The organism is Pseudomonas sp. JAI111 (assembly GCF_024809425.1).
Taxonomy (GTDB): domain Bacteria; phylum Pseudomonadota; class Gammaproteobacteria; order Pseudomonadales; family Pseudomonadaceae; genus Aquipseudomonas.
This window is the reverse complement of record NZ_JANUCB010000006.1, coordinates 84,834-110,852: the sequence shown is the minus strand read 5'-3', so window position 1 is coordinate 110,852 and position 26,019 is coordinate 84,834. Positions and strand designations below refer to the sequence as shown.

Sequence of the window (26,019 nt, the reverse complement as noted above, 5' to 3'; positions counted from 1 at the left end):
ATCAAAAGATCGCAGCCTCGTTTCACTCGACAGCTCCTACAAGGTTTCAGCGATCAGGCGATTTGATCCCGTGGATCGCGGGTGATCGTACAACCGTGTTGAGCTATGATGCGGTTTCAGCCGAATTTTTCGAGAAAGACGTTCACCATGGAAAACCCGATCGACGCACCCCGCCTCCCTCGCAAGCGCCGCAGCCTCGCACAGGAATTGGTGACGGTGCTGTCCGAGCAGATCCGCGACGGCCACCTCAAACGTGGCGACAAATTGCCCACCGAGTCGGCAATCATGGATGCCCATGGCGTCAGCCGCACCGTGGTTCGCGAGGCGATTTCCCGCTTGCAGGCCGCCGGACAGGTGGAAACCCGTCACGGCATCGGCACCTTCGTGCTCGACACACCGAGCCCAAGCGGTTTCCGTATCGACCCGGCCACTGTTGTCACGCTGCGCGACGTACTGGCGATTCTGGAACTGCGCATCAGCCTGGAAGTGGAATCCGCCGGCCTTGCCGCGCAACGTCGCAGCCCCGAGCAGCTGGCATTGATGCGAGCGGCTCTGGACGCATTGAACGAAAGCGTCTCCCATGCCAGCGATGCCGTGGCGTCGGATTTCCAGTTTCACCTGCAAATCGCCCTGTCGACCGGCAATCGCTACTTCACCGACATCATGACCCACCTGGGCACCAGCATTATTCCGCGCACCCGCCTCAATTCCGCGCGGCTGGCCCATGATGACCAGCAGCACTACATGAATCGCCTGAGCCGTGAGCACGAAGAGATTTACGACGCCATTGCGCGCCAGGATTCGGATGCAGCGCGAGCGGCGATGCGTTTGCACCTGACCAACAGCCGCGAACGACTGCGCCAGGCGCATGAAGAGGCGCAGGCGCAGCGTTGAGGCACCCAGGCCAGGAAAGTCAGCAGTGTCACCGGATGCAGAGGTCACGCTGTAGCGCAGTTTGGCGGTAGCGCCTGGGACCAAATTTTTTTTCGAAAACGTCTTCCGCGATGGTCGGTTCTGATTGACTGCCTTGTCTAGAGCGGTCGACTGCCTGGCTAACGCAACACCTTCAGAAAGAGTGAGGCGGACTTTCTATTTACGCTTCCGATATCGACTACATAATAAAATATCGCCATGCCCTCTTTGATAATGTCTTCAAACATGATTTCGCTGTCGAAACCTCTGATTTCAAGTTCGTTCGTTTTGATTTCCAGGCCACCGGTCCATGTATAAAGCTTTTCTTTCTCATTATATATATCTATATAAACATAACCTTTCTGATCAACTTCTTTTCCGTCGTACTCGAACCCCAATTCAAAGATGTTACCAATTTCGCTTAGTTTGAGATGGTAGCCGTTTGTTTGAGGGGCAGTAGGTGCCTTCAGATCAGTTGAATTTGCAGAGTTATGCGTTTTCTTTAATTCAATGATGTCCATATTTCTATCTCCGAATATTTAATATTGCAACTCTCCAGACGCTATTTCAGTTGATCAGCCTCCTCTTTATTCGCCTACTGTCAGAAATGTCAGTTCCGACAAGCGGTCGTCGATCCTAAAGCTTGAGAATTCCGCCCCGCCTTGGGGAATGTCATAGGGAGCAGGGTCACTCCACACAGTGGTTGCCGGCGAGCGAGACTGCTCGCGATGGGGCCATTAATTTCAACCAGTTTTCAGAATCGAACGATCCACCCGCATGGCCAACTGAGCCACCGCAGATTTACATCGAACGTTACACTTCAATGCTTATCAACAACTCCCCTCAGGCCATCGGCGCCCTGTTGGATCACAACTCCAACGGCGCCCCCTTAAGCGATTTCCCAGAAACTAATTCCAGTTTCAATTTAATCGCCGCGAACACTTCATCCGCGGACACCTGGACCACTTGATTCACCTGGGCGCGATTGGCGCTGTCAGTGGCATCGAAGTAGTGCTAGTCCCCATATGTTCGCCACTGATCGCCGCTGCCATTGCGCACATTGAGGCCGAGCTTGTTGTCCTCGTCGTGCATGAAACGGGTGATCAACGATCCCAGATCGCTTGGCGTGACCGCCGCTGCCAACTGTTTGCGCAGCACTCGCAAATGCCCTGTGGAAACAGGTCGGTGCGCAGTGATCGGCATTTTTGGCCGGCTAGTTTCAGGTAACGCCCCAGCGGGAACGGGGCCGAGACGAAACTGCCGCCACTGGTGATCTTGTTCCGCTCTTCTGACAACGTATCTCCAAGGGCCTGATAGCCCCTAAGGCTGCTTACCATCCTTGAACGCCTGATTGGCCGCGGCGATTTCCTTTCGCATCACACCTTTTCCGACTCAAATTTTGATATCGGCGATGAAATGCAGTTGACGGTTGTATTTTAAGTTGTACGATGACCTACAACTCGGCGAAAGCTGAACGGTTTCTCACACAAACATACGTCGCTACCCAGGGTGTTCGAATAATGAATCCACAAGAACTGAAGTCCATCCTCTCTTCCGGCCTGCTGTCTTTCCCGGTCACCGATTTCAATGCCCAGGGCGATTTCCATCGCGCTGGCTACATCAAGCGTCTCGAATGGCTGGCCCCATACGGCGCCACGGCGTTGTTCGCCGCGGGCGGCACCGGTGAGTTCTTCTCTCTGGCGGCCAGCGAATATTCGGAAATCATCAAGACCGCCGTCGACACTTGCGAAACCAGCGTGCCGATCCTGGCTGGCGTTGGCGGTTCGACCCGTCAAGCCATCGAATACGCACAGGAAGCCGAGCGTCTGGGCGCCAAAGGCCTGTTGTTGCTGCCGCACTACCTGACCGAAGCCAGCCAGGACGGCGTTGCCGCCCACGTTGAAGCCGTGTGCAAATCGGTAAAAATCGGTGTGGTGGTTTACAACCGCAACGTCTGCCGCCTGACTGCACCGTTGCTGGAACGTCTGGCCGAGCGCTGCCCGAACCTGATCGGCTACAAGGACGGCCTGGGCGATATCGAGTTGATGGTATCGATCCGTCGCCGCCTCGGTGATCGCTTCAGCTACCTGGGTGGTTTGCCGACCGCCGAAGTTTACGCAGCGGCCTACAAGGCCCTGGGCGTGCCGGTTTACTCATCGGCGGTGTTCAACTTCATCCCGAAAACCGCGATGGATTTCTACCACGCGATTGCTCGCGACGATCACGCCACTGTCGGCAAGATCATCGACGACTTCTTCCTGCCTTACCTGGACATCCGTAACCGCAAAGCCGGTTACGCAGTGAGCATCGTTAAGGCCGGGGCAAAAATTGCCGGCTATGACGCAGGTCCTGTGCGTGCGCCGCTGACCGACCTGACCGGCGAAGAGTACGAAATGCTCGCCGCGTTGATCGACAAGCAAGGTGCGCAATAACACACCCGATTAAACAAGGCCGCTGAGTGATCAGCGGCCTTTTGCGTGAGGAGAACATCTCGTGGCAGATTCAAAGCGTTTTGATAACTACATCAACGGTGAATGGGTGGCAGGCAGCGATTACTGCGCCAACATCAACCCGTCCGAACTGACCGACACCATCGGCAACTACGCCAAGGCCGATCTGGCCCAGGTCCATGCGGCCATCGACGCCGCTCGCGCCGCGTTCCCGGCCTGGTCGACTTCCGGCATTCAGGCTCGCCATGACTCGCTGGATAAAGTCGGCACTGAAATCCTCGCCCGTCGCGAAGAGCTCGGCACGCTACTGGCCCGGGAAGAGGGCAAGACCCTGCCGGAAGCCATCGGTGAAGTGACCCGCGCCGGCAACATCTTCAAGTTCTTCGCCGGTGAAACCTTGCGTCTGTCCGGTGATTACCTGCCGTCGGTGCGCCCGGGCGTCAACGTTGAAGTCACCCGTGAAGCGCTGGGTGTGGTCGGTCTGATCACACCGTGGAACTTCCCGATTGCGATCCCGGCGTGGAAAATCGCTCCGGCCCTGGCTTATGGCAACTGCGTCGTGCTCAAACCGGCCGATCTGGTGCCAGGTTGCGCGTGGGCGCTGGCCGAAATCATCTCCCGCGCAGGCTTCCCGGCCGGCGTGTTCAACCTGGTGATGGGCAGCGGTCGAGTGGTTGGTGATGCGCTGGTGCAGAGCCCTAAAGTCGACGGCATCAGCTTCACCGGTTCGGTCGGTGTCGGTCGTCAGATCGCGGTCAGTTGCGTCTCGCGCCAGGCCAAGGTTCAGCTGGAAATGGGCGGCAAGAACCCGCAGATCATTCTCGACGACGCCGACCTCAAGCAAGCGGTCGAGTTGTCGGTGCAGAGTGCGTTCTACTCCACCGGTCAGCGCTGCACGGCTTCGAGTCGTTTTATCGTTACTGCCGGGATTCACGACAAGTTCGTCGAAGCCGTGGCTGAGCGCATGAAGTCGATCAAGGTTGGTCACGCGCTGAAAGCCGGCACCGACATCGGTCCGGTGGTTTCCCAGGCTCAGCTTGAACAGGACATGAAGTATATCGACATCGGCCAGTCCGAAGGTGCACGTCTGGTCAGCGGCGGTGGTCTGGTGACCTGCGACACGGAAGGCTACTACCTCGCGCCGACGCTGTTTGCCGACAGCGAAGCCGCGATGCGCATCAGCCGCGAAGAAATCTTCGGCCCGGTCGCCAACGTGGTTCGCGTAGCGGATTACGACGCGGCACTGGCCATGGCCAACGACACCGAATTCGGCTTGTCGGCGGGTATCGCCACCACATCGCTGAAGTACGCCAACCACTTCAAACGCCACTCCCAGGCCGGGATGGTGATGGTCAACCTGCCGACGGCGGGCGTGGATTACCACGTTCCATTCGGTGGGCGTAAAGGTTCATCCTATGGTTCCCGCGAGCAAGGTCGCTACGCGCAAGAGTTCTACACGGTCGTGAAGACCAGCTACATCGGTTCCTGATACACCGCGGTATCCCCCGATACCGCATCCCCTGTAGGAGCTGTCGAGTGAAACGAGGCTGCGATCTTTGCTTTTTAAGATCAAAGGATCGCAGCCTCGTTTCACTCGACAGCTCCTACAGGGAACACACCCGTTTCACCCGCGCATAAAAATAATCAGTGGGAGTACATCTACATGCAAGCGACCAAGCCGACCCACGTCCGCTATTTGATTCTGCTCATGCTTTTCCTGGTGACCACGATCAACTACGCCGACCGGGCCACTATCGCCATCGCGGGCTCCAGCCTGCAAAAAGACCTCGGCATCGACGCGGTCACTCTCGGTTATATCTTCTCTGCATTCGGTTGGGCCTACGTGGCCGGGCAAATTCCCGGTGGCTGGCTGCTGGACCGATTCGGTTCGAAAAAAGTCTACGCACTGAGCATCTTCACCTGGTCACTGTTCACCGTGCTGCAGGGTTATGTCGGTGAGTTCGGCATGTCCACGGCGATCGTTGCGCTGTTCATGCTGCGTTTCCTGGTGGGTCTGGCCGAAGCGCCATCCTTCCCCGGTAACGCGCGCATCGTGGCGGCCTGGTTCCCGACGGCTGAACGCGGCACTGCTTCGGCGATCTTCAACTCGGCACAATACTTTGCCACCGTGTTGTTCGCGCCGCTGATGGGCTGGATCGTCTACAGCTTCGGCTGGCAGCACGTGTTTGTGGTAATGGGCGGCATCGGCATCGTGTTCTCGCTGATCTGGCTGAAAGTTATCCACAGCCCGCGTCAGCACCCGATGATCAACGAAGCCGAGTTCAAGCACATCGCCGACAACGGCGGCATGGTCGACATGGACCAGGACAAAGGCAAAGGCAAGAAAACCGACGGGCCGAAGTGGGACTACATTCGCCAGTTGCTGACCAACCGCATGATGCTCGGCGTTTACCTGGGCCAATACTGCATCAACGGTATCACCTACTTCTTCCTGACCTGGTTCCCGGTGTACCTGGTGCAGGAACGTGGCATGACCATTCTCAAGGCAGGTTTCATCGCTTCGTTGCCGGCGATCTGCGGCTTCATCGGTGGCGTGCTCGGCGGGGTGATTTCCGACTACCTGCTGCGCAAGGGCCATTCCCTGACCTTCGCCCGCAAGGCGCCGATCATTGCCGGTTTGCTGGTTTCCAGCAGCATCGTGGCCTGCAACTATGTGGACATCGAATGGATGGTGGTCGGCTTCATGGCCCTGGCGTTCTTCGGTAAAGGCGTTGGCGCATTGGGCTGGGCGGTGGTGTCCGACACCTCGCCAAAACAGATCGCCGGTTTGAGTGGCGGCCTGTTCAACATGTTCGGCAACATCGCGTCCATCACCACGCCAATCGTGATTGGCTACATCATCAGCTCCACCGGTTCGTTCAAATGGGCCTTGGTGTTTGTCGGTTGCAACGCACTGGTTGCAGTGTTCAGCTACCTGGTGATCGTCGGTCCGATCAAACGTGTGGTGCTCAAGGAGCCGCCAGTCAACGGCCCTGAAACCAACAACAAATTATCTCAAGCGCATTCCTGAGGAGCGGCGTCATGCAGTTGATTGAACATTCCGACTCGCCGCGCTACATCCGCCTGCACGAGCGGGACAATGTCGTGATCGTGGTCAATGACCAGGGCGTGCCGGCCGGCACCGAGTTTCCCGATGGCCTGGTGACAGTGGACTTCGTCCCGCAGAGCCACAAAGTCACCCTAGAAGATATTCCCGAGGGTGGCCAGGTCATTCGTTACGGCCAGACCATCGGCTATGCGCTGCAGCCGATTCCACGCGGCAGCTGGGTCAAGGAAGATCAACTGCGCATGCCCACCGCGCCACCGCTGGACAGCCTGCCGCTGTCCACCGATGTGCCGGCCGCGCAGGCACCGCTGGAAGGTTTCACGTTCGAGGGTTATCGCAATGCCGACGGCACCGTCGGCACGCGCAACATTCTGGGGATCACCACCACGGTTCAGTGTGTGACCGGCGTGCTCGACCATGCGGTCAAGCGCATCAAGGAAGAGTTGCTGCCACTCTATCCGAACGTCGATGACGTGGTAGCGCTGACCCACAGTTACGGTTGTGGCGTGGCCATCACCGCCACCGACGCCTACATTCCGATCCGTACCGTGCGCAACCTGGCGCGCAACCCGAACCTGGGCGGCGAAGCCTTGGTCATCAGCCTCGGTTGCGAGAAATTGCAGGCCGGGCAGGTGATGCATGAGAACGACAGCTCGGTGGACCTGAGCGATCCGTGGTTGTATCGCTTGCAGGATTCCAGTCACGGTTTCACCGAGATGATCGAGCAGATCATGGCGTTGGCTGAGATCCGCTTGAAGAAGCTTGATCAGCGTCGCCGGGAAACCGTGCCGGCGTCCGAGCTGATTCTGGGCATGCAGTGCGGCGGCAGCGATGCCTTTTCCGGCATCACCGCCAACCCGGCGTTGGGCTTTGCCTCGGACTTGCTGCTGCGTGCCGGTGCGACGGTGATGTTTTCCGAAGTCACCGAAGTGCGCGACGCGATTTACCTGCTGACGTCCCGCGCCGAAACCAAGGAAGTCGCCGAGGAACTGGTGCGGGAAATGGACTGGTACGACCGTTACCTGGCCAAGGGCGAAGCGGATCGCAGCGCCAACACCACACCGGGCAACAAGAAAGGCGGGTTGTCGAACATTGTCGAAAAGTCCTTGGGCTCGATCGTCAAATCCGGCAGCAGCGCGATCAACGGCGTGCTGGGCCCTGGCGAGCGCTTCAAGCGCAAAGGGCTGATTTTCTGCGCGACCCCGGCCAGTGATTTTGTCTGCGGGACGTTGCAACTGGCGGCCGGGATGAACCTGCATGTGTTCACCACCGGGCGCGGCACCCCATATGGTCTGGCGATGGCGCCGGTGGTGAAGGTCTCGACGCGCACGGAACTGGCGCAGCGCTGGCCGGACCTGATTGACATCGATGCCGGGCGGATTGCTACCGGACGGGCCTCGATTGAAGACCTCGGTTGGGAGTTGTTCCACTACTACCTGGACGTGGCGAGCGGGAAAAAGCAGACGTGGGCCGAGCAGCACAAACTGCATAACGACATCACCTTGTTTAACCCGGCGCCAATTACCTGATACCGAGTCGCCAGCATCGCGAGCAAGCTCGCTCCCACAGTGGATTTTCGCCGTACACAGATTTTGTGTTCGGCACTGAACAAATGTGGGAGCGAGCCTGCTCGCGATAGCGGTCTAACAGACGCCAGAGGACTTGGTGGCTTATCATTAGCCCCCTAACGACGCCCACCCAAGGTTCCCCCGGCATGCTGGCTATCTTCCTCGAAACCCTGAACATCACCGCGCCGGTGTTTGCCATGCTGTTTCTGGGTGTGCTGCTCAAGCGCATCAACTGGATCAACGACAACTTTATCCACACTGCGTCAGCCCTGGTGTTCAACGTCACCATGCCGGCGTTGCTGTTTCTGGGCATCCTGCATGCCGACCTGCACGCCGCGCTGCAACCGGCGCTGCTGATCTACTTCGCGCTCGCCACCTTGGTGAGTTTCGCCATTGCCTGGGGCTGGGCGATCTGGAAGTGCCCGCGCGAAGACCGGGGGATCTACACCCAAGGCGCGTTTCGCGGCAACAACGGCGTCATCGGCCTCGCACTGGCGGCGAGCATGTATGGCGCTTACGGCATTTCCCTCGGGGCGATTCTCGCGGCGTTGGTGATCCTGTTTTACAACACACTCTCGACCATCGTGCTCGCGGTCTACAGCCCGGTGATCAAGTCCGATCCGTGGAGCATCTTTAAAAGCGTGATGATCAACCCGCTGATCATCAGCGTGTTTGCGGCGGCGCCATTTGCTTATTTCAAGATCGGTTTGCCGGGGTGGCTGGAAACCTCCGGTCAGTACTTGGCGCAGACTACTTTGCCGTTGGCGCTGATCTGCATCGGCGGCACGTTGTCGCTGGCGGCAATGCGCAAGAGCGGCACGATGGCGCTCAGCTCAAGCCTGGTGAAGATGATCGGCCTGCCGGTGCTGGCAACGCTGGGGGCATGGCTATGGGGTTTTCGCGGGGCGGAGTTGGGGATTCTGTTTCTGTATTTCGGCAGCCCGACTGCAGCCGCCAGTTTCGTCATGGCGCGTCAGGCCAATGGCAATCACGAACTGGCGGCGGCGATCATCGTCATTACGACGTTGATGGCGGCGATTACCACCAACATCGGGATCTTTTTGTTGCAGTGGGGCGGGTGGATCTAGCCCAGGGATTTTGGGTTGTTCTTCAGGGCCTCTTCGCGAGCAAGCTCGCTCCCACAAGGTATGTGATCGACACAAAACTACTGTAGGAGTGAGCCTGCTCGCGATGACGGCAGACCTGTCACCGCAACTCTCGAATAATCACTCCGGCTTCTGATAGCTATCAATCACTTCCTGCGCCGCCCGAAACGCATCGATCGCCGCCGGCACACCGGCATACACCGCGCAATGCAGCAGCGCCTCGCGAATCTCTTCCACGGTGCAACCGTTGTTCAGCGCGCCACGCACGTGACCTTTCAATTCCTGCGGGCACTTCAATGCGGTCAGCGCGGCGAGGGTGATCAGGCTGCGGGTTTTCAACGGCAGGCCTTCGCGATTCCACACGCTGCCCCAGGCGTGTTCATTGACGAAATCCTGCAGCGGCTGGGTGAACTCGGTGGCATTGCCCAGTGCGCGGTCGACGAAGGCGTCGCCCATCACTTGGCGGCGGACTTCAACGCCAGGCTTTTTGTTGTCGGTCACGGCATTTCCCTCTTGTGGTGTTGGCGACGCCAGGCGCGCAGCGACGTAAACAGCAGATACGCCACCAGCGCCGGCAGGACGAAAAACAGCATCAGGTGTTCGAGTTTGCCGGCCAGCGGCATGCCGGTGGTGAATGACACCACGTGCAAGCCGTAAGCGAGGTACAGCCCCAGAAACAGCAAGCCTTCGGCGCGGGTCACCCGGTAGCCGGTGTAGAACAGCGGCAGGCACAGCACTGCGACGCCGAGCATCACCGGCAAGTCAAAATCCAGGGCGTTGGGCGAAACAGACAGCGGCGAAGGCGCAACAAGCGCCGTCAAACCGAGCACGCCCAGAAGGTTGAACAGGTTGCTGCCGATGACGTTGCCCACGGCAATATCGCGCTGACCGCGCAACGCGGCGATCAATGAGGTGGCCAGCTCCGGCAGTGAAGTGCTGATGGCGACAATGGTCAGGCCGATGATTCGTTCCGACAGCCCCAGGTCGGTGGCGACCGCCACGGCGGCGCCCAGCAACAAGTGAGCGGCATACACCAGCATGGCCAGTCCGACGATGATCATCAGCACGCTGCTGACCCACGGTGCCTTCGGTGTTTCGTCGTGTGAGGGCGGGCGAGCCGAATGCTGCGACTGGCGCAGCAACAAGCCCAGGTACAACACCAGCGCGGCCAACAGAATCAAGCCGTCCACACGATCCAGCTCTTTGTTCCAGGCCAGTACGAACACCAGCAGGCTGGCGCCGATCATCAGCGGAATATCCAGACGCACCAGCTGCCGCGAAACCCGTAGCGGAATGATCAACGCCGAAAGGCCCAGGGTGACCAGGATGTTGAAGATGCAGCTGCCAATCACGCTGCCGACGGCGATGTCGGCGTTTTGCGCCAGGGTAGCTTGCAGGCTGACCGCCATTTGCGGCGCGCTGCTGCCAAGGGCGACGATGGTCAGCCCGATGATCAGCGGCCGCACATGCAGGCGCGCCGCCAGACGCACGGCGCCGCGCACCATCAGTTCAGCGCCGGCGATCAGCAACAGCAGGCCAACGAACAATTCAATCAGGCTGATCAGGGGTAAGTCATCAAGTCCGAAAATGGTTTTGGGCTCCGGCTGTTAATCGTCGAGGGCTTGCACGCGAACGCGCGCGGTGCCACTGCCGAGCATGCCCAACCGCTCGGCCGCAGCATGTGACACGTCGATCAGGCGCCCACGGGCATGCGGCCCGCGATCGTTGATGCGGACCACGCAGGACTTGTCGTTATTCAGATTGGTGACCTTCACCCGCGTGCCGAACGGCAACTGGCGATGGGCGGCGGTCAGGGAATTCTTGTTGAAACGCTCACCGCTGGCGGTGCGTTTGCCTTGATGTTTAACGCCGTAATACGAAGCCATGCCGGTCTTGTCGTAGCCGTGCGGATCGATGATGTCGTTGCTGGCGCAACCGGCCAGTAAAGAGAGCAGGGCGCAAAGGCTGAGCAGACGCTTCATTGAAGGTTTCCCGAAAACAAATGTGGGAGCCAGCCTGCTGGCGATTGCGGAGTGTCAGACACGGATATGTTGAATGTCAGACCGCTATCGCCAGCAGGCTGGCTCCCACAAGGAGTGGAGCCAGGTTTGAATGCTGGCTCCATTTTCATCAGCCTTCGAGCTTGCTTTTGAGCAGCTCGTTGACCTGTTGCGGGTTGGCCTTGCCTTTGGAGGCTTTCATGGCCTGGCCGACGAAGAAGCCGAACATCTTGCCGCGTTTGGCTTCGTCTGCCGCGCGGTATTGCTCGACCTGCTCGGCGTTGGCCGCGAGCATTTCGTCCAGCACCGCCGAGATCGCGCCGCTGTCGGTCACTTGCTTCAAGCCACGCTTGTCGATGATCTCGTCCGCGCTGCCTTCGCCGTTGGCCATCGCTTCAAACACCACCTTGGCGATTTTGCCGGAGATGGTGTTGTCCTTGATGCGCAGCAGCATGCCGCCCAGTTGCTCGGCCGAGACCGGCGACTGGTCGATTTCCACGCCTTGCTTGTTCAGCAGGCTGCCCAGTTCAACCATGACCCAGTTGGCGGCCAGCTTGGCGTCGCCGCTGATGCCCACGACTTTCTCGAAGTAATCGGCTTGCTCGCGGCTGGTGGCCAGGACGCTGGCGTCATAGACCGACAGGCCGAACTGCGCCTGGAAGCGCTCGCGTTTCTGCGGTGGCAATTCCGGCAGGGTGGCGCGCACGTCATTGAGGAACGAGTCTTCGATGACCACGGGCAGCAGGTCCGGATCGGGGAAGTAACGGTAGTCGTTGGCTTCCTCCTTGCTGCGCATCGGACGGGTTTCGTCCTTGTTCGGATCGTACAGGCGGGTCTGCTGGATCACTTTGCCGCCGTCTTCGATCAGCTCGATCTGACGGCGAACTTCACTGTTGATCGCCTTCTCGATGAAGCGGAACGAGTTGACGTTCTTGATCTCGCAGCGCGTGCCGAACTCAACCTGGCCTTTTGGACGGATCGACACGTTGCAGTCGCAACGCAGCGAGCCTTCGGCCATGTTGCCGTCGCAGATGCCCAGGTAACGCACCAGCGCGTGGATCGTCTTGACGTAGGCCACGGCTTCCTTGGCGCTGCGCATGTCCGGCTCGGAAACGATTTCCAGCAGCGGCGTGCCGGCACGGTTCAGGTCGATGCCGGTGGCACCGTTGAATTCTTCGTGCAGGCTTTTACCGGCGTCCTCTTCCAGGTGCGCGCGGGTAACGCCGACACGTTTGATCGTGCCGTCTTCCATGGCGATGTCCAGGTGGCCCTTGCCGACGATCGGCAACTCCATCTGGCTGATCTGGTAGCCCTTGGGCAGGTCCGGGTAGAAATAGTTTTTACGGGCGAACACGTTGTGCTGGCCGATTTCGGCATCGATGGCCAGGCCGAACATCACCGCCATGCGCACCGCTTCCTGGTTCAGCACCGGCAGAACGCCGGGCATGCCCAGGTCTACCAGGCTGGCCTGGGTGTTCGGCTCGGAACCGAAAGTGGTGGAACTACCGGAAAAGATTTTCGACCGGGTGGTGAGCTGGGTATGAATCTCCAGCCCGATCACGACTTCCCATTGCATGTGTTTCTCCTCAGAAGCCGGTTGGGGTGCGAGTGTGCCAGTCAGTGTTCAACTGGTACTGATGCGCAACGTTGAGCAAGCGGCCTTCCTGGAAATACGGGGCGAGCAATTGCACGCCGACCGGCAGACCATCGACAAAACCGGCGGGCATGGACAAGCCCGGCAGGCCCGCGAGGTTGGCGGTGATGGTGTACACGTCTTCCAGGTACGCCGCGACCGGGTCGCTGTTCTTGGCGCCAAGCTTCCAGGCCGGGTTCGGCGTGGTTGGGCCGAGAATGATGTCGACCTCATTGAAGGCGGCCATGAAGTCGTTCTTGATCAGGCGACGGATCTTCTGCGCCTTAAGGTAGTAGGCGTCGTAGTAACCGGCCGACAGCGCGTAGGCGCCGACCATGATCCGGCGCTGCACTTCCGGGCCGAAGCCTTCGCCACGGGAGCGTTTGTACAGGTCGATCAGGTCTTTCGGGTTTTCGCAGCGATGGCCGAAACGCACGCCGTCGAAACGCGACAGGTTGGAAGACGCTTCCGCCGGAGCGATCACGTAGTACGCGGGAATCGCGTGCTGCATGTTCGGCAGGCTGATTTCCTTGACCACGGCACCGAGTTTTTTCAGTGCTTCGACGCTGGCCATGATCAGGTCGGCGATGCGTGGGTCGAGACCGGCGCCGAAATATTCCTTCGGCACGCCGATGCGCAGGCCTTGCAGCGATCCGTTGAGGCTGGCGCTGTAATCAGGCACGGGCTCGTCGATGCTGGTGGAGTCCTGCGGGTCGAAACCGGCCATGCCTTGCAGCAGGATCGCGCAGTCTTCGGCGGTGCGGGCCAGAGGGCCGCCCTGATCGAGGCTGGACGCATAGGCGATCATGCCCCAGCGCGAAACGCGACCGTACGTCGGTTTCAGGCCGGTGAGGTTGGTCAGTGCCGCGGGCTGGCGGATCGAGCCGCCGGTATCGGTGCCGGTGGCCGCTGGCAGCAGGCGCGCGGCAACCGCCGCCGCCGAACCGCCGGACGAACCGCCCGGAACGTGTTCCAGGTTCCACGGGTTTTTCACCGGGCCGTAGTAGCTCGACTCGTTGGCCGAGCCCATGGCGAATTCGTCCATGTTGGTCTTGCCCAGGGTCACGGCCCCGGCAGCGGCCAGCTTGGCGACGACCGTGGCGTCGTACGGCGCCTTGAAGTTGTCGAGCATCTTCGAGCCGCAGCTGGTGCGGATGCCCAGGGTGCAGAACAGGTCTTTGTGCGCGATCGGCGCGCCGAGCAGGGCGCCGGTCTCTCCGTTGGCACGGCGTGCGTCAGCGGCTTTCGCCTGCTGGAGCGCCAGGTCTTCGGTGAGGGTGATGAAGCTGTTGAGCTGAGGATCGAGCTGGGCGATACGCGCCAGCAGGTTTTTGGTCAGCTCTTCGGAAGAAAACTTTTTATCGGCGAGACCGCGGGCGATCTCGGCCAGAGTCATTTGATGCATTGCAGGCTCTTTCCCTTTAGTCGATGACTTTCGGAACCAGGTACAGGCCGTTTTCGACCGCTGGTGCGATGGACTGGTAGGCCTCGCGATGATTGGTCTCGGTCACGACGTCTGCACGCAGGCGCTGGCTGGCTTCCAGTGGGTGGGCGAGCGGCTCGATACCGTCGGTATTGACCGCCTGCATTTCGTCGACCAGCCCGAGAATGCTGTTCAGGGCCGAAGTAATATGTGGAAGATCGGCATCATTAAGGCCAAGGCAGGCCAGATGAGCGATTTTTTCCACGTCGGAGCGTTCAAGCGCCATGGGAATCTCCAGTGGAAAACAGAACGGACGTCGTCCGTGTGTTAGATTGTCGGAACACTACCGCATTTCTACGGTCATAAGGCCGCGATTGTGGGGGTTGGTGCACAGAAAAGCGGCCAATTTAACATATTGGCGCCTTGCCCAAAATCCCTGTCGTTGTTAGAGTTTGCCGCACTTTTTTACCCACGCGTTGCCTAGGGTCCCTTTCCCATGTTCAAGAAACTGCGTGGCATGTTTTCCAGCGATCTTTCCATTGACCTGGGCACTGCCAACACCCTTATTTACGTGCGCGAGCGCGGTATCGTCCTGAATGAGCCATCGGTTGTGGCTATTCGGACACACGGTAACCAGAAAAGTGTCGTTGCTGTCGGCACCGAAGCCAAGCGCATGCTCGGCCGAACGCCGGGCAACATTGCTGCCATTCGTCCGATGAAGGATGGCGTGATTGCCGACTTCAGCGTCTGCGAAAAGATGCTGCAATACTTTATCAACAAGGTTCACGAAAACAGCTTCCTGCAGCCTAGCCCTCGTGTGCTGATCTGCGTTCCGTGCAAATCCACCCAGGTTGAGCGTCGTGCCATCCGTGAATCGGCCCTTGGTGCCGGTGCCCGTGAAGTGTTCCTGATCGAAGAGCCGATGGCTGCTGCGATCGGTGCCGGCCTGCCGGTTGAAGAAGCGCGCGGTTCGATGGTCGTCGATATCGGTGGTGGTACCACTGAAATCGCACTGATCTCCCTGAACGGTGTGGTTTACGCCGAATCCGTACGGGTTGGCGGCGACCGCTTCGACGAAGCGATCATCACCTACGTGCGTCGTAACTACGGCAGCCTGATCGGCGAATCCACTGCCGAGCGCATCAAGCAGGAAATCGGTACGGCCTACCCGGGCGGCGAAGTGCGTGAAGTCGACGTTCGCGGCCGTAACCTGGCCGAAGGCGTTCCACGCGCTTTCACCCTGAACTCCAATGAAGTGCTGGAAGCTCTGCAAGAGTCTCTGGCAACCATCGTTCAGGCGGTCAAAAGTGCCCTGGAGCAATCGCCTCCGGAACTGGCGTCCGATATCGCCGAGCGTGGCCTGGTACTGACCGGTGGTGGCGCTTTGCTGCGTGACCTCGACAAGTTGCTGGCCCAGGAAACAGGTTTGCCGGTGATCGTCGCCGAAGACCCGCTGACCTGCGTGGCTCGCGGCGGTGGTCGTGCGTTGGAGATGATGGACAAGCACACCATGGACCTGCTTTCCAGCGAATAAGTCGCCGGATCGCATCTATGCTGTTGAGCGCGCAGGCGGCACTTTGCAGTGCTGCCTGTTGGCGTTTATCTTCTGTCACTCTGCATCCAGGCCGGTTTGATGCCGTATGAATAAAGAAACAATTTGCCTGGGAGGAGCGGCTTATTAAACCGCTTTTCACCAAGGGCCCCTCACTGGGCGTGCGCGTATTAGTGCTGGTCGTGCTTTCGGTCGCCCTGATGGTGGTCGATGCCCGATTCACACTGCTCAAGCCAGTGCGTAGCCAAATGTCGCTGGTGCTGATGCAGTCTTACTGGATCACCGACCTGCCGCAGCGGCTATGGCAGGGTGTGGCCAGCCAATTTGGCAGCCGTACCGAACTCGTCGCCGAAAACGAAAAACTCAAGACCGAAAACCTGTTGTTGCAGGGGCGCATGCAAAAGCTGGCGGCCCTCACCGAGCAGAACGTTCGGCTGCGCGAGTTGCTCAATTCCTCCGCGCTGGTCAACGAGAAGGTCGAAGTGGCCGAGTTGATCGGCATGGACCCCAACCCTTTCACCCATCGCATCATCATCAATAAAGGTGAGCGCGACGGTGTGATCCTCGGTCAACCGGTGCTCGATGCCCGGGGCCTGATGGGGCAGGTGGTTGAACTGATGCCTTACACCTCTCGCGTGCTGCTGCTGACCGACACCACTCACAGCATTCCGGTGCAGGTAAACCGCAACGGGCTGCGCGCGATTGCCAGTGGCACCGGTAACCCGGAACGCCTCGAACTTCGCCACGTGGCCGATACGGCAGACATCAAGGAAGGCGATCTGCTGGTCAGCTCAGGCTTGGGCCAGCGTTTCCCGGCCGGTTACCCGGTGGCAACGGTCAAGGAAGTGATCCACGATTCCGGCCAGCCCTTTGCCATCGTGCGCGCCGTGCCGACCGCCGCCCTGAACCGCAGTCGTTACCTGCTGCTGGTGTTCAGCGACGGTCGTACCGCTGAAGAGCGCGCCAATGAAGCCGCACAGGCTCAGGAAGCCCTGGATCAGCACGGCGGCGGACCGATCTTCCCGGCCACCGTATCGAAGCCTGCCCTGGTGCCGACACCGGCAGCTGCACCCGCGGCGGCTCCGGCTAATCCGGCTGTTCCGGCAGCTGCACCGGCTGCGGCAACCCCGGCCAAGCCCGCGACCACCCGACACTCGGCCGCCAAGCCTCCCGCCACGCAGCCGGCGGCCACCAAACCGCCTGCGACTCAACCCGCTGCCGCGAAGCCTGCTGCCAAGCCGCCTGCCTCCGCGCCAGCCTCTACTGGGGGACGAGAATAATGGTCGGTGCGACTGCATCGCGAAACGGCTGGATCGTCTGGCTGACCTTCGCCATCGGCATGCTGCTCAGCGTTTCGCCGCTGCCACAGTTCATGGAAATCCTGCGTCCCTTGTGGCTGGCTTTGCTGCTGGCCTTCTGGGCGCTGACCATGCCGCAAAAAGTCGGCATGGTCACCGCGTGGTGCCTGGGTCTGGCTGAAGACGTGCTCTACGGCACATTACTGGGTCAGAACGCGTTAATCCTGACACTGATCACCTTTCTGGTGCTGTCACTGCAACAGCGCCTGCGCATGTTCCCGATGTGGCAACAAAGCCTGGTGATCCTGGTGATCTTCGGCCTCGCCCAGCTTGTTCAGCTGTGGTTGAGCGCCTTGACCGGCAACCGCCAGCCGACTCTGGCGCTGGTCTTGCCTGCTCTGGTCAGTGCCTTGCTCTGGCCTTGGGTCAGCTACGGTTTGCGCGGGTTGCGTCGACGCTACAAAATTACTTGATTCGGTCAGGCATTGGCCCGTATTGGCAGTAGACAAGGGAGATGTCTTGATGAAGTTATACCTCGCCTCAGGCTCGCCGCGTCGGCGTGAGCTGCTCACGCAGATCGGCGTGCCGTTCTCCGCCATCAGTGCGGACATCGATGAAACCCCTCTAAAACATGAATCCCCGTCGGCTTATGTCGAACGCCTCGCGCGTGGCAAGGCCGAAGCCGGGCGCGGCACGCTCGCGTCAGGTGAAGATTTTTGCGTACTGGGTGCCGACACCGCCGTGGTACTCGACGGGAAAATTCTTGGCAAACCGGTGGACGAAGCCGATGCGTGCGCCATGCTTATGTTGTTGGCCGGTCAGGAACACGAAGTATTGACCGCCATTGCGGTGCTCGACGGCGAACTCTGTGAGTCTCGGGTTGTGCGCAGCCTGGTGCGCTTTCGCGACATCAGTCGCGAAGAAGCAGCGGCCTACTGGGCCAGCGGCGAACCCCGTGACAAGGCTGGCGGCTACGGGATTCAAGGACTGGGCGCGGTGTTTGTCGCCGGGCTCAATGGCAGCTACTCGGCTGTGGTCGGGTTGCCGCTGTGCGAAACCTGCGAGCTGCTGGGCCATTTCGGCATACCCTGTTGGCAAACCCTTAACGCGCGCTGAGCGTCGTTCTGACAAGATGCGGCCATTATCGTGAACATGCCTGAACGAGACCCTGCCATGAGTGAAGAGATCCTGATCAACATCACGCCGATGGAATCGCGCGTGGCGGTGGTCGAAAACGGTGTTCTGCAAGAGGTCCACGTCGAGCGCACGCAAAAGCGCGGGATCGTCGGCAATATCTATAAAGGCAAGGTCGTGCGGGTGTTACCGGGCATGCAGGCCGCATTCGTCGATATCGGACTGGACCGCGCCGCGTTCATACATGCCTCGGAAATTTCCCTGCGTGAAGGGCCCGCGGTAGAAAGCATCAGCGCGTTGGTCCATGAAGGCCAGAGCCTAGTGGTACAAGTCACCAAGGACCCGATCGGTTCCAAGGGCGCGCGCCTGACCACTCAGTTATCGATTCCATCGCGCTACCTGGTGTACATGCCGCGTACGGCCCACGTCGGCATTTCGCTGAAGATCGAGGACGAAGCGGAGCGCGAACGCCTCAAGCAAGTGGTCACCGATTGCGTGGACAAAGAAGGCATCAAGGAGGCGGGCGGTTTCATCCTGCGCACGGCCGCCGAAGGGGCGGGCGCCGATGAAATCCTGATGGACATTCGTTACCTGCGCCGTCTCTGGGATCAGATCAACGAACAGATCAAGACCATCAGCGCACCGAGTGTGATCTACGAAGACCTCGGCCTGGCGTTGCGCACCTTGCGTGACCTGGTGAGCCCGAAGATCGAGAAGATCCGTATCGATTCCCGGGAAACCTTCCAGAAAACCACGCAGTTCGTCGCCGAATTGATGCCGGAGATCGCTGATCGCCTGGAGCATTACCCGGGCGAGCGGCCCATCTTCGACCTGTACGGCGTCGAAGACGAAATCCAGAAGGCCCTCGAACGCAAAGTGCCGCTCAAGTCCGGCGGTTATCTGGTGGTCGATCCGGCCGAAGCCATGAGCACCATCGACGTCAACACCGGCGCGTTCGTGGGGCATCGCAACCTCGAAGAAACCATTTTCAAGACCAACCTCGAAGCCGCGACCGCCATCGCACGCCAACTGCGCCTGCGCAATCTGGGCGGAATCATCATCATCGACTTCATCGACATGGAAGACGAAGAGCACCAGCGCCAGGTCTTGCGTACCCTCGAGAAGCAACTTGAGCGCGATCACGCCAAGACCAACATCATCGGTATCACCGAGTTGGGCCTAGTGCAGATGACCCGCAAGCGCACCCGCGAAAGTCTTGAGCAAGTGCTCTGCGAACCGTGCAGCAGCTGTCAGGGACGCGGCAAATTGAAGACGCCGGAAACGGTCTGTTATGAAATTTTTCGCGAAATCCTCCGTGAGGCACGCGCCTATCAAGCGGAAGGCTATCGTGTATTGGCGAACCAGAAAGTCGTCGATCGTTTGCTCGACGAGGAGTCGGGCAATGTCGCCGAACTGGAAGGATTTATCGGGCGGACCATCCGGTTTCAGGTGGAAACCATGTATTCCCAGGAACAATACGACGTGGTGCTGCTCTGAATCGTTGTGTTTCAACCTCACTAAATCGGCTGGCCTCAGCTTTTTGCAGCATTTTTGCCATGGGAGCCAACTGACATGGAACGTCTGACACGCATTTTGGCCGCACTGACCCGCTGGGGTCTTGGCCTGTGCGCGTTGGTATTGGTGTTGATGGCGTTATACGTCAGCCTCGGCCGGGAGTTGACGCCTCTGGTGGCCGAATATCGAGCCGACGTCGAAACCAAAGCCAGCGCCGCCCTTGGCATGTCGCTGCAGATCGGTAAGCTGGAAGGCAACTGGAGCGGGTTCGCGCCGATCCTCCTGGCGCACGATGTCACGGTCGGCGAGGGCTCCAATGCCCTGCGTCTGGATCAGGTGCGGGCGGTGCCGGACGTTTGGGAAAGCTTGCTCGCGCGCGAAGTGCGCATCGCTCATCTGGAACTCAATGGCCTGAAGATCAGCCTCAAGGAAGGCCTGGACGGGAAATGGGCGCTGGAAGGTCTGCCGGTGCAACAGGACCAGCCGCTCGACCCTGAGCAATTGCTCAATCGCATGCAAATGGTCGCGCAATTGTCAGTGATCGACAGCCAGGTGACGTTGCTGCCACTGGATCAGCCGCCGCTGACCCTGACCTACGTGGGCCTGAACCTGAAAACCGGCGTGTCCCGCCAGCGACTCGACGCCCGTTTGACCCTGCCCGATGGCCAACCGTTGGCCATGAGTGTGCGCACCCGTATTCGCGCCAGCGAATGGAAGGATGGCGAAGCCGAGGCGTACCTGAGCCTGCCGCAAAGCGACTGGTCGAAATGGCTGCCCGGGAGCCTGACCCGGCAATGGAATTTCTCCGAGATCAAGGCCGGTGGCGAACTCTGGGTGACCTGGGGCAAGGGCGAGCTGCAAAGCGCTGCCATTCGCTTGAACGCGCCACAGCTCAAGGGCGCCTACGCCGAACGCAAGCCGATCCAGATCAACAACCTGGCGCTCAATGGCTATTTCCAGCGCAGCTCCGAAGGCATGCTGGTGACGTTGGATTCCCTGGCCATGAACCTTGGCGCGAGCCGCTGGGAATCGCACCTGCAACTGCGCCAGAGCATCGCGACCGATAAGGCTGACGAAGTCTGGCACTTGCAAGCCGATCGCCTCGATCTCACCCCGCTCACGCCGCTGATGAATGCCTTGGGGCCGCTACCGGAAGGTGTTGCCACCGCGATCGAGCGACTCAAGGTCACCGGTGGTCTACGCAACGTGCTGATCGATCTGCGGCCCAATGCCACCGACGACAGCAAGTTCAGCTTTGCCGCCAACCTCGACCAGGTCGGCTTCGACGCCTATCACGGTGCTCCGGCGGCGCGAAATGTCAGCGGCAGCATCAGCGGCGACCTCGGTCAGGGCGAACTGCGGATGGACAGCAAGGACTTTGTCCTGCACCTTGACCCGATCTTTGCCAAGCCATGGCAATACATCCAGGCCAATGCCCGGCTGACCTGGAAGCTCGACAAAGATGGCTTCACCCTGATCGCGCCGTACCTCAAGGTGCTGGGCGAAGAGGGCAAGATTGCCGGCGACTTCCTGATCCGCCTGCATTTCGACCATACCCAGGAAGACTACATGGACCTGCGGGTTGGCCTGGTGGATGGCGACGGTCGCTACACCGCCAAATACCTGCCGACCATGCTCAGCCCGGCACTGGACGAATGGCTGCGCACAGCGATTCTCAAAGGTGCGGTAGACCAGGGTTTCTTCCAGTATCAAGGCTCGCTGAACCATGGCGCCGAAGACACCGCCCGCAGCATCAGCCTGTTCTTCAAGGTGCATGACGCCGAACTGGCATTTCAGCCAGGCTGGCCACATGTCAGCAAGGTGAGCGGTGATGTGTTTGTCGAAGACAGCGGTGTGCGGATCCTGGCCAGCAAGGGCCAGTTGCTCAACACCCTGGTCAGCGACATCTACGTCAATATTCCCCATGTGCCGGCCGGGCAAAGCGTTCACCTGTTCCTCGACGGCGGGTTCGCCGGCGGATTGGGCGATGGCTTGAAGATTCTTCAGGAAGCTCCGATCGGCACGGCTGACACCTTTGCCGGATGGGAAGGTGATGGCGATCTGCAAGGCAAGTTGAAACTGGACATTCCCTTGGTAAAAGGCGAGCAGCCGAAAATTCTCGTCGACTTCAAGACAGCCAAGGCCCGCTTGAAGCTGGCCGAGCCTGCGCTGGAGTTGACGCAACTCAAAGGCGATTTCCGTTTTGACAGCACCAAGGGGTTGAGCGGACAGAACATTACTGCTCGGGCCTTCGACAGGCCGGTCACCGCGCAGATTTTTGCCGATGGCAGCCCGGGTAATATCAAGACCCGTGTCAGCGCATCTGGTCAGGTAGAGGTCAAGAAACTCACGGACTGGTTGAACGTGACCCAACCGCTGCCGGCATCCGGTTTGATCCCGTATCAGTTGCAACTGAACCTCGACGGGCCTGACAGCCAGTTGATGGTCAATTCCAGTCTCAAAGGCGTGGCTATCGATTTGCCTGCACCGTTCGGCATGACTGCTGAAGCCGGACGCGACACCACGTTCCGCATGACCCTGCAGGGACAGGAGCGGCGCTATTGGGTCAACTATGGTGAGTTGGCAAACTTCACGTTCGCCGCGCCGCCCGGCAATTTTGCCGATGGTCGCGGTGAGTTGTTCCTCGGCGGCGGCGCTGCTGTCCTGCCTGGCGCCAAAGGCCTTCGAGTGCGTGGCGTGCTGTCGGAACTGGATGTTGGCCCCTGGAAAGATTTGGCGGACAAGTACGCCGGCCAGGACCCGGGCGGCAGTGCCAAGCAACTGCTCAGCAGCGCGGACTTCAAGGTTGGCAAGCTGAGCGGCATCGGCACCACGCTCGATCAGGCGTCGGTGCAGTTGAACCGCAAATCCGCCGCGTGGGCCCTGCAGCTCGACAGTCAGCAGGTCAAGGGCAACGCGAGCATCCCGGATGCGCAGGGCGCGCCGATTGCGATCAATCTGCAAACCGTGCGCTTGCCGGCGCCGGATCCTAAAGTGCTGGCCGACGAGAATTCGCCGGATCCGCTGGCCTCCGTAGACCCGACCAAAATCCCTGCACTGGATATCACCATCAATCAGCTATTCCAGGGGCAAGACCTGGTCGGTGCCTGGTATCTGAAAATCCGACCGACCGCCAGAGGCATTGCGCTCAATACCCTGGACTTGGGGCTCAAGGGCATTCTGTTGCAGGGCAATGGTGGCTGGGAAGGGATACCGGGGAGTTCCAGCAGTTGGTTCAAGGGGCGAATCAGTGGCAAGAACCTTGCCGATGTACTCAAAGGCTGGGGCTTTGCGCCGAGCGTCACCAGCGAAGAGTTTCGTATGGACGTGGATGGTCGCTGGCCGGGCTCCCCAGCCTGGCTGGCGAGCAAGCGTTTCTCCGGTACCCTGGATGCATCGCTGAGCAAAGGCCAGTTCGTTGAAGTCGAGGGCGGTGCCCAGGCCCTGCGGGTTTTCGGCCTGCTCAACTTCAACTCCATCGGTCGCCGTCTGCGCCTGGACTTCTCCGACTTGTTTGGCAAAGGCCTGAGTTATGACCGGGTCAAAGGCCTGCTGGTTGCGACCAACGGCGTTTACGTGACCAAGGAGCCCATCCAGATGACCGGACCTTCGAGCAATGTTGAGCTCAACGGCACGCTGAACCTGGTCGGTGACCAGATCGATGCCAAATTGATGGTGACGTTGCCGGTGACCAACAATCTGCCGATTGCCGCGTTGATCGTCGGCGCACCGGCGGTTGGCGGGGCGCTGTTCCTGATCGACAAGTTGATCGGAGACCGCGTGGCCCGTTTCGCCAGCGTGAAATACACGGTCAAAGGACCGTGGAAAGAGCCGAAAATCACCTACGACAAACCTTTTTGACAGCGCCACGCTTCAGGCCGATGGAGTAGCATGGCCGTAAGTCCCCTGTAGGAGCTGTCGAGTGAAACGAGACTGCGATCTTTTGATCTTGATGTTAAAAAGCAAAATCAAAAGATCGCAGCCTCGTTTCACTCGACAATCCCTACAGGTATGTGTTGATTCCAGATCAGGAAAAGGCCATGTCTTTTGCGGTGATTCAAATGGTCAGCCAGAGCGATGTGCTGGCCAATCTTGCCCGGGCCCGTCATCTGCTCGAGCAGGCGGCAGCCGGTGGTGCGCAGCTTGCGGTGCTGCCAGAAAACTTCGCCGCCATGGGCCGTCGCGACATTGCCGACCTTGGTCGCGCCGAGGCCTTGGGTGAAGGCCCGATCCTGCCGTGGTTGAAACAGACCGCCCGCGACCTCAAGTTATGGATAGTGGCCGGCACATTGCCGTTGCCGCCGCTGGATCAACCGACGGCCAAGGTGCATGCCTGCTCGCTGTTGGTGAACGACCAAGGCGAGACAGTGGCGCGTTACGACAAGCTGCACCTGTTCGACGTGGACGTTGCGGACAATCGCGGGCGTTATCGCGAGTCCGATGACTATGCTCATGGCAGCGGCGTGGTGTTAGCCGATACACCCGTCGGCCGGGTCGGCCTGACGGTGTGTTATGACCTGCGTTTCCCGGAGCTGTATAGCGAATTACGGGCTGGCGGCGCGCAGCTGATTACCGCGCCATCGGCTTTTACGGCGGTGACCGGCGCGGCGCACTGGGACGTGCTGATTCGCGCGCGGGCCATCGAGACTCAATGTTACATACTCGCAGCCGCTCAGGGTGGGACGCATCCGGGGCCGCGAGAAACCTTTGGCCATGCCGCGATCATCGACCCGTGGGGCCGCGTGCTGGCGCAACAGGATCAAGGCGAGGCCGTGCTGCTGGCCGAACGCGATAGCAGCGAACAGGCGTCCATCAGGGCGCGGATGCCGGTGTCCAGTCACCGGCGCTTTTTCTCGCAGGGCGCCCAGCGACCTGCCTCAGAACGATGAATTTAAGGCGTAAAGCATATGAGCGAGTTGTTGTCCTCAGTCAGTGAACACCTCCTGGCGCCCGGCGGCGTAACCATCGAAAGCCTGCAAGGTGTACTCGGCGATCTGGCCGGCCCGGGCATCGATGCCGCCGACCTGTATTTCCAGGGGCAGATTTCCGAGTCCTGGGCGCTGGAAGACGGGATCGTCAAGGAAGGCAGCTTCAACCTCGATCAGGGCGTCGGCGTTCGTGCGCAATCGGGTGAAAAAACCGGATTTGCCTACAGCAATGCGATCACGCTGGAAGCCCTGGGCGCGGCGGCACGTGCTGCTCGCTCGATCTCCCGCGCCGGGCAGAATGGCACGGTGCAGGCGTTCACCACGGCCGATGTCGCCCAGTTATACGGGCCGGACAATCCTTTGGAAGTGATGACGCGTGCCGAGAAAGTCGAGTTGCTTAAGCGCATCGACGTCGCGACGCGCGCCCTCGACCCGCGTATTCAGCAAGTCACCGTGAGCATGGCCGGCGTCTGGGAGCGAATCCTCGTGGCTTCGACGGACGGTAGTCTGGCGGCGGATGTACGGCCATTGGTGCGCTTTAACGTCAGCGTGATCGTCGAGCAGAACGGTCGCCGCGAGCGCGGTGGTCATGGCGGTGGCGGTCGCACCGATTACCGTTATTTCCTCAGCGATGACCGCGCCATGGGTTACGCCCGTGAAGCGTTGCGTCAGGCGCTGGTCAACCTTGAAGCGATCCCGGCGCCGGCCGGTACGTTGCCGGTGGTGTTGGGTTCGGGTTGGTCCGGCGTGCTGCTGCACGAAGCGGTCGGCCACGGCCTGGAAGGCGACTTCAACCGCAAGGGCAGTTCCGCCTACAGCGGGCGCATGGGCGAGATGGTTGCGTCCAAGCTCTGCACCATCGTCGATGACGGTACGTTGGCGGGCCGCCGCGGCTCCCTGAGCGTCGACGACGAGGGCACCCCGACCGAGTGCACCACGCTGATCGAGAACGGCGTACTCAAGGGCTACATGCAGGACAAGCTCAACGCACGCCTGATGGGCGTTGCCCGCACCGGTAACGGTCGCCGTGAATCCTACGCGCACTTGCCGATGCCACGCATGACCAACACCTACATGCTGGCGGGCGAAAGCGACCCGGCGGAAATCATTGCCTCGGTAAAACGCGGCATCTACTGCGCCAACCTCGGCGGTGGTCAGGTAGACATCACCAGCGGCAAGTTCGTGTTCTCCACCAGCGAGGCGTACCTGATCGAAGACGGCAAGATTACCGCCCCGGTCAAAGGCGCGACGTTGATCGGCAACGGCCCGGAAGCCATGAGCAAGGTGTCGATGGTCGGCAATGATCTGGCGCTGGATAGTGGTGTGGGGACGTGCGGCAAGGATGGGCAGTCGGTGCCGGTGGGTGTCGGCCAGCCAACGCTGAAAATCGATGCGATCACTGTGGGTGGCACAGGATCGTAAACAGGATGGAG

At 60.0% G+C, this 26,019-nt stretch carries 21 protein-coding genes and 1 pseudogene; 14 read left to right on the top strand and 8 right to left on the bottom strand.

Annotated features, from left to right (window positions below; genetic code table 11):
• Positions 1-147: 147 nt before the first annotated feature.
• Positions 148-894 (top strand): FadR/GntR family transcriptional regulator, encoded by a 747-nt coding sequence (locus HNR03_RS19585; protein WP_259155314.1) that lies wholly within the window; start codon positions 148-150, stop codon positions 892-894.
• 158 nt (positions 895-1,052) lie between these two features.
• Here HNR03_RS19585 and HNR03_RS19580 read toward each other — a convergent pair whose 3' ends face one another.
• Both HNR03_RS19580 and HNR03_RS19575 read right to left on the bottom strand, forming a co-directional pair.
• A complete protein-coding gene (locus HNR03_RS19580; RefSeq protein WP_259155313.1) occupies positions 1,053-1,433 on the bottom strand; it encodes a hypothetical protein in 381 nt (126 codons plus the stop codon).
• A 409-nt stretch (positions 1,434-1,842) separates the two neighbouring features.
• Positions 1,843-2,295: pseudogene (locus HNR03_RS19575) on the bottom strand (phospholipase); the annotation flags it as partial.
• 137 nt (positions 2,296-2,432) lie between these two features.
• Here HNR03_RS19575 and kdgD point away from each other — a divergent pair.
• The 5 genes from kdgD to HNR03_RS19550 all read left to right on the top strand — a co-directional run bounded on the left by kdgD (position 2,433) and on the right by HNR03_RS19550 (position 9,085).
• Complete coding sequence (gene kdgD, locus HNR03_RS19570; RefSeq protein WP_090175535.1) at positions 2,433-3,344, top strand: 5-dehydro-4-deoxyglucarate dehydratase; 912 nt, start codon at positions 2,433-2,435, stop codon at positions 3,342-3,344.
• A 61-nt stretch (positions 3,345-3,405) separates the two neighbouring features.
• Positions 3,406-4,851 carry an aldehyde dehydrogenase family protein gene (locus HNR03_RS19565; protein WP_259155311.1) on the top strand — a complete coding sequence of 482 codons (1,446 nt, stop codon included), beginning with the start codon at positions 3,406-3,408 and terminating at the stop codon, positions 4,849-4,851.
• Positions 4,852-5,025: 174 nt separating this feature from the next.
• Entirely contained in the window at positions 5,026-6,393 is a 1,368-nt protein-coding gene (locus HNR03_RS19560; RefSeq protein ID WP_259155310.1) for an MFS transporter, read from the top strand.
• Between the two features lie 11 nt (positions 6,394-6,404).
• Positions 6,405-7,958, top strand: a complete 1,554-nt coding sequence (gene garD, locus HNR03_RS19555) for a galactarate dehydratase (protein ID WP_222589776.1) — start codon at positions 6,405-6,407, stop codon at positions 7,956-7,958.
• A 185-nt stretch (positions 7,959-8,143) separates the two neighbouring features.
• Positions 8,144-9,085 (top strand): AEC family transporter, encoded by a 942-nt coding sequence (locus tag HNR03_RS19550; RefSeq protein WP_259155309.1) that lies wholly within the window; start codon positions 8,144-8,146, stop codon positions 9,083-9,085.
• Between the two features lie 138 nt (positions 9,086-9,223).
• Here HNR03_RS19550 and HNR03_RS19545 read toward each other — a convergent pair whose 3' ends face one another.
• The 6 genes from HNR03_RS19545 to gatC all read right to left on the bottom strand — a co-directional run bounded on the left by HNR03_RS19545 (position 9,224) and on the right by gatC (position 14,445).
• The gene (locus HNR03_RS19545; protein ID WP_405046066.1) at positions 9,224-9,559 is read right to left on the bottom strand and encodes a carboxymuconolactone decarboxylase family protein; all 336 of its coding nucleotides are present in this window, start codon (positions 9,557-9,559) and stop codon (positions 9,224-9,226) included.
• 41 nt (positions 9,560-9,600) lie between these two features.
• Positions 9,601-10,659, bottom strand: coding sequence for a calcium/sodium antiporter (locus HNR03_RS19540; protein ID WP_259155524.1), 1,059 nt, complete (start codon positions 10,657-10,659; stop codon positions 9,601-9,603).
• 51 nt (positions 10,660-10,710) lie between these two features.
• A complete protein-coding gene (locus HNR03_RS19535) occupies positions 10,711-11,085 on the bottom strand; it encodes a septal ring lytic transglycosylase RlpA family protein (RefSeq protein WP_259155307.1) in 375 nt (124 codons plus the stop codon).
• A gap of 148 nt (positions 11,086-11,233) precedes the next feature.
• Entirely contained in the window at positions 11,234-12,679 is a 1,446-nt protein-coding gene (gene gatB, locus HNR03_RS19530) for an Asp-tRNA(Asn)/Glu-tRNA(Gln) amidotransferase subunit GatB (RefSeq protein WP_222589780.1), read from the bottom strand.
• 10 nt (positions 12,680-12,689) lie between these two features.
• On the bottom strand, positions 12,690-14,141 hold the full coding sequence (gene gatA / locus HNR03_RS19525; RefSeq protein ID WP_259155306.1) for an Asp-tRNA(Asn)/Glu-tRNA(Gln) amidotransferase subunit GatA: 1,452 nt from the start codon (positions 14,139-14,141) through the stop codon (positions 12,690-12,692).
• A 16-nt stretch (positions 14,142-14,157) separates the two neighbouring features.
• On the bottom strand, positions 14,158-14,445 hold the full coding sequence (gene gatC / locus HNR03_RS19520) for an Asp-tRNA(Asn)/Glu-tRNA(Gln) amidotransferase subunit GatC (protein WP_007901429.1): 288 nt from the start codon (positions 14,443-14,445) through the stop codon (positions 14,158-14,160).
• Positions 14,446-14,655: 210 nt separating this feature from the next.
• On the opposite strand from gatC, the gene mreB reads away from it, so the two are divergent.
• From mreB to tldD, 8 genes are all read left to right on the top strand, one after another.
• On the top strand, positions 14,656-15,693 hold the full coding sequence (gene mreB, locus HNR03_RS19515; protein ID WP_002555108.1) for a rod shape-determining protein MreB: 1,038 nt from the start codon (positions 14,656-14,658) through the stop codon (positions 15,691-15,693).
• A gap of 143 nt (positions 15,694-15,836) precedes the next feature.
• Complete coding sequence (gene mreC / locus HNR03_RS19510; RefSeq protein WP_259155523.1) at positions 15,837-16,991, top strand: rod shape-determining protein MreC; 1,155 nt, start codon at positions 15,837-15,839, stop codon at positions 16,989-16,991.
• Positions 16,991-17,482 carry a rod shape-determining protein MreD gene (gene mreD / locus HNR03_RS19505; protein WP_222589782.1) on the top strand — a complete coding sequence of 164 codons (492 nt, stop codon included), beginning with the start codon at positions 16,991-16,993 and terminating at the stop codon, positions 17,480-17,482. The genes mreC and mreD overlap by 1 nt, the downstream gene beginning before the upstream one ends.
• Positions 17,483-17,528: 46 nt before the next feature.
• The gene (locus HNR03_RS19500; RefSeq protein ID WP_259155240.1) at positions 17,529-18,125 is read left to right on the top strand and encodes a nucleoside triphosphate pyrophosphatase; all 597 of its coding nucleotides are present in this window, start codon (positions 17,529-17,531) and stop codon (positions 18,123-18,125) included.
• A 57-nt stretch (positions 18,126-18,182) separates the two neighbouring features.
• Positions 18,183-19,640 carry a ribonuclease G gene (gene rng / locus HNR03_RS19495; RefSeq protein WP_090175503.1) on the top strand — a complete coding sequence of 486 codons (1,458 nt, stop codon included), beginning with the start codon at positions 18,183-18,185 and terminating at the stop codon, positions 19,638-19,640.
• A gap of 75 nt (positions 19,641-19,715) precedes the next feature.
• Entirely contained in the window at positions 19,716-23,519 is a 3,804-nt protein-coding gene (locus tag HNR03_RS19490) for a YhdP family protein (protein ID WP_259155239.1), read from the top strand.
• Between the two features lie 179 nt (positions 23,520-23,698).
• Entirely contained in the window at positions 23,699-24,547 is an 849-nt protein-coding gene (locus HNR03_RS19485) for a carbon-nitrogen hydrolase family protein (protein ID WP_259155238.1), read from the top strand.
• Between the two features lie 18 nt (positions 24,548-24,565).
• The gene (gene tldD, locus HNR03_RS19480) at positions 24,566-26,008 is read left to right on the top strand and encodes a metalloprotease TldD (RefSeq protein ID WP_222589786.1); all 1,443 of its coding nucleotides are present in this window, start codon (positions 24,566-24,568) and stop codon (positions 26,006-26,008) included.
• Positions 26,009-26,019 lie beyond the last annotated feature (11 nt).

Bases quoted from the DNA above. Each gene is read 5' to 3' on its own strand.
- HNR03_RS19585 (WP_259155314.1), top strand. From the start codon at position 148: ATGGAAAACCCGATCGACGCACCCCGCCTCCCTCGCAAGCGCCGCAGC.
- HNR03_RS19580 (WP_259155313.1), bottom strand. From the start codon at position 1,433: ATGGACATCATTGAATTAAAGAAAACGCATAACTCTGCAAATTCAACT.
- kdgD (WP_090175535.1), top strand. From the start codon at position 2,433: ATGAATCCACAAGAACTGAAGTCCATCCTCTCTTCCGGCCTGCTGTCT.
- HNR03_RS19560 (WP_259155310.1), top strand. From the start codon at position 5,026: ATGCAAGCGACCAAGCCGACCCACGTCCGCTATTTGATTCTGCTCATG.
- garD (WP_222589776.1), top strand. From the start codon at position 6,405: ATGCAGTTGATTGAACATTCCGACTCGCCGCGCTACATCCGCCTGCAC.
- HNR03_RS19550 (WP_259155309.1), top strand. From the start codon at position 8,144: ATGCTGGCTATCTTCCTCGAAACCCTGAACATCACCGCGCCGGTGTTT.
- HNR03_RS19545 (WP_405046066.1), bottom strand. From the start codon at position 9,559: ATGGGCGACGCCTTCGTCGACCGCGCACTGGGCAATGCCACCGAGTTC.
- HNR03_RS19535 (WP_259155307.1), bottom strand. From the start codon at position 11,085: ATGAAGCGTCTGCTCAGCCTTTGCGCCCTGCTCTCTTTACTGGCCGGT.
- gatB (WP_222589780.1), bottom strand. From the start codon at position 12,679: ATGCAATGGGAAGTCGTGATCGGGCTGGAGATTCATACCCAGCTCACC.
- gatA (WP_259155306.1), bottom strand. From the start codon at position 14,141: ATGCATCAAATGACTCTGGCCGAGATCGCCCGCGGTCTCGCCGATAAA.
- gatC (WP_007901429.1), bottom strand. From the start codon at position 14,445: ATGGCGCTTGAACGCTCCGACGTGGAAAAAATCGCTCATCTGGCCTGC.
- mreB (WP_002555108.1), top strand. From the start codon at position 14,656: ATGTTCAAGAAACTGCGTGGCATGTTTTCCAGCGATCTTTCCATTGAC.
- mreD (WP_222589782.1), top strand. From the start codon at position 16,991: ATGGTCGGTGCGACTGCATCGCGAAACGGCTGGATCGTCTGGCTGACC.
- rng (WP_090175503.1), top strand. From the start codon at position 18,183: ATGAGTGAAGAGATCCTGATCAACATCACGCCGATGGAATCGCGCGTG.
- HNR03_RS19490 (WP_259155239.1), top strand. From the start codon at position 19,716: ATGGAACGTCTGACACGCATTTTGGCCGCACTGACCCGCTGGGGTCTT.
- HNR03_RS19485 (WP_259155238.1), top strand. From the start codon at position 23,699: ATGTCTTTTGCGGTGATTCAAATGGTCAGCCAGAGCGATGTGCTGGCC.
- tldD (WP_222589786.1), top strand. From the start codon at position 24,566: ATGAGCGAGTTGTTGTCCTCAGTCAGTGAACACCTCCTGGCGCCCGGC.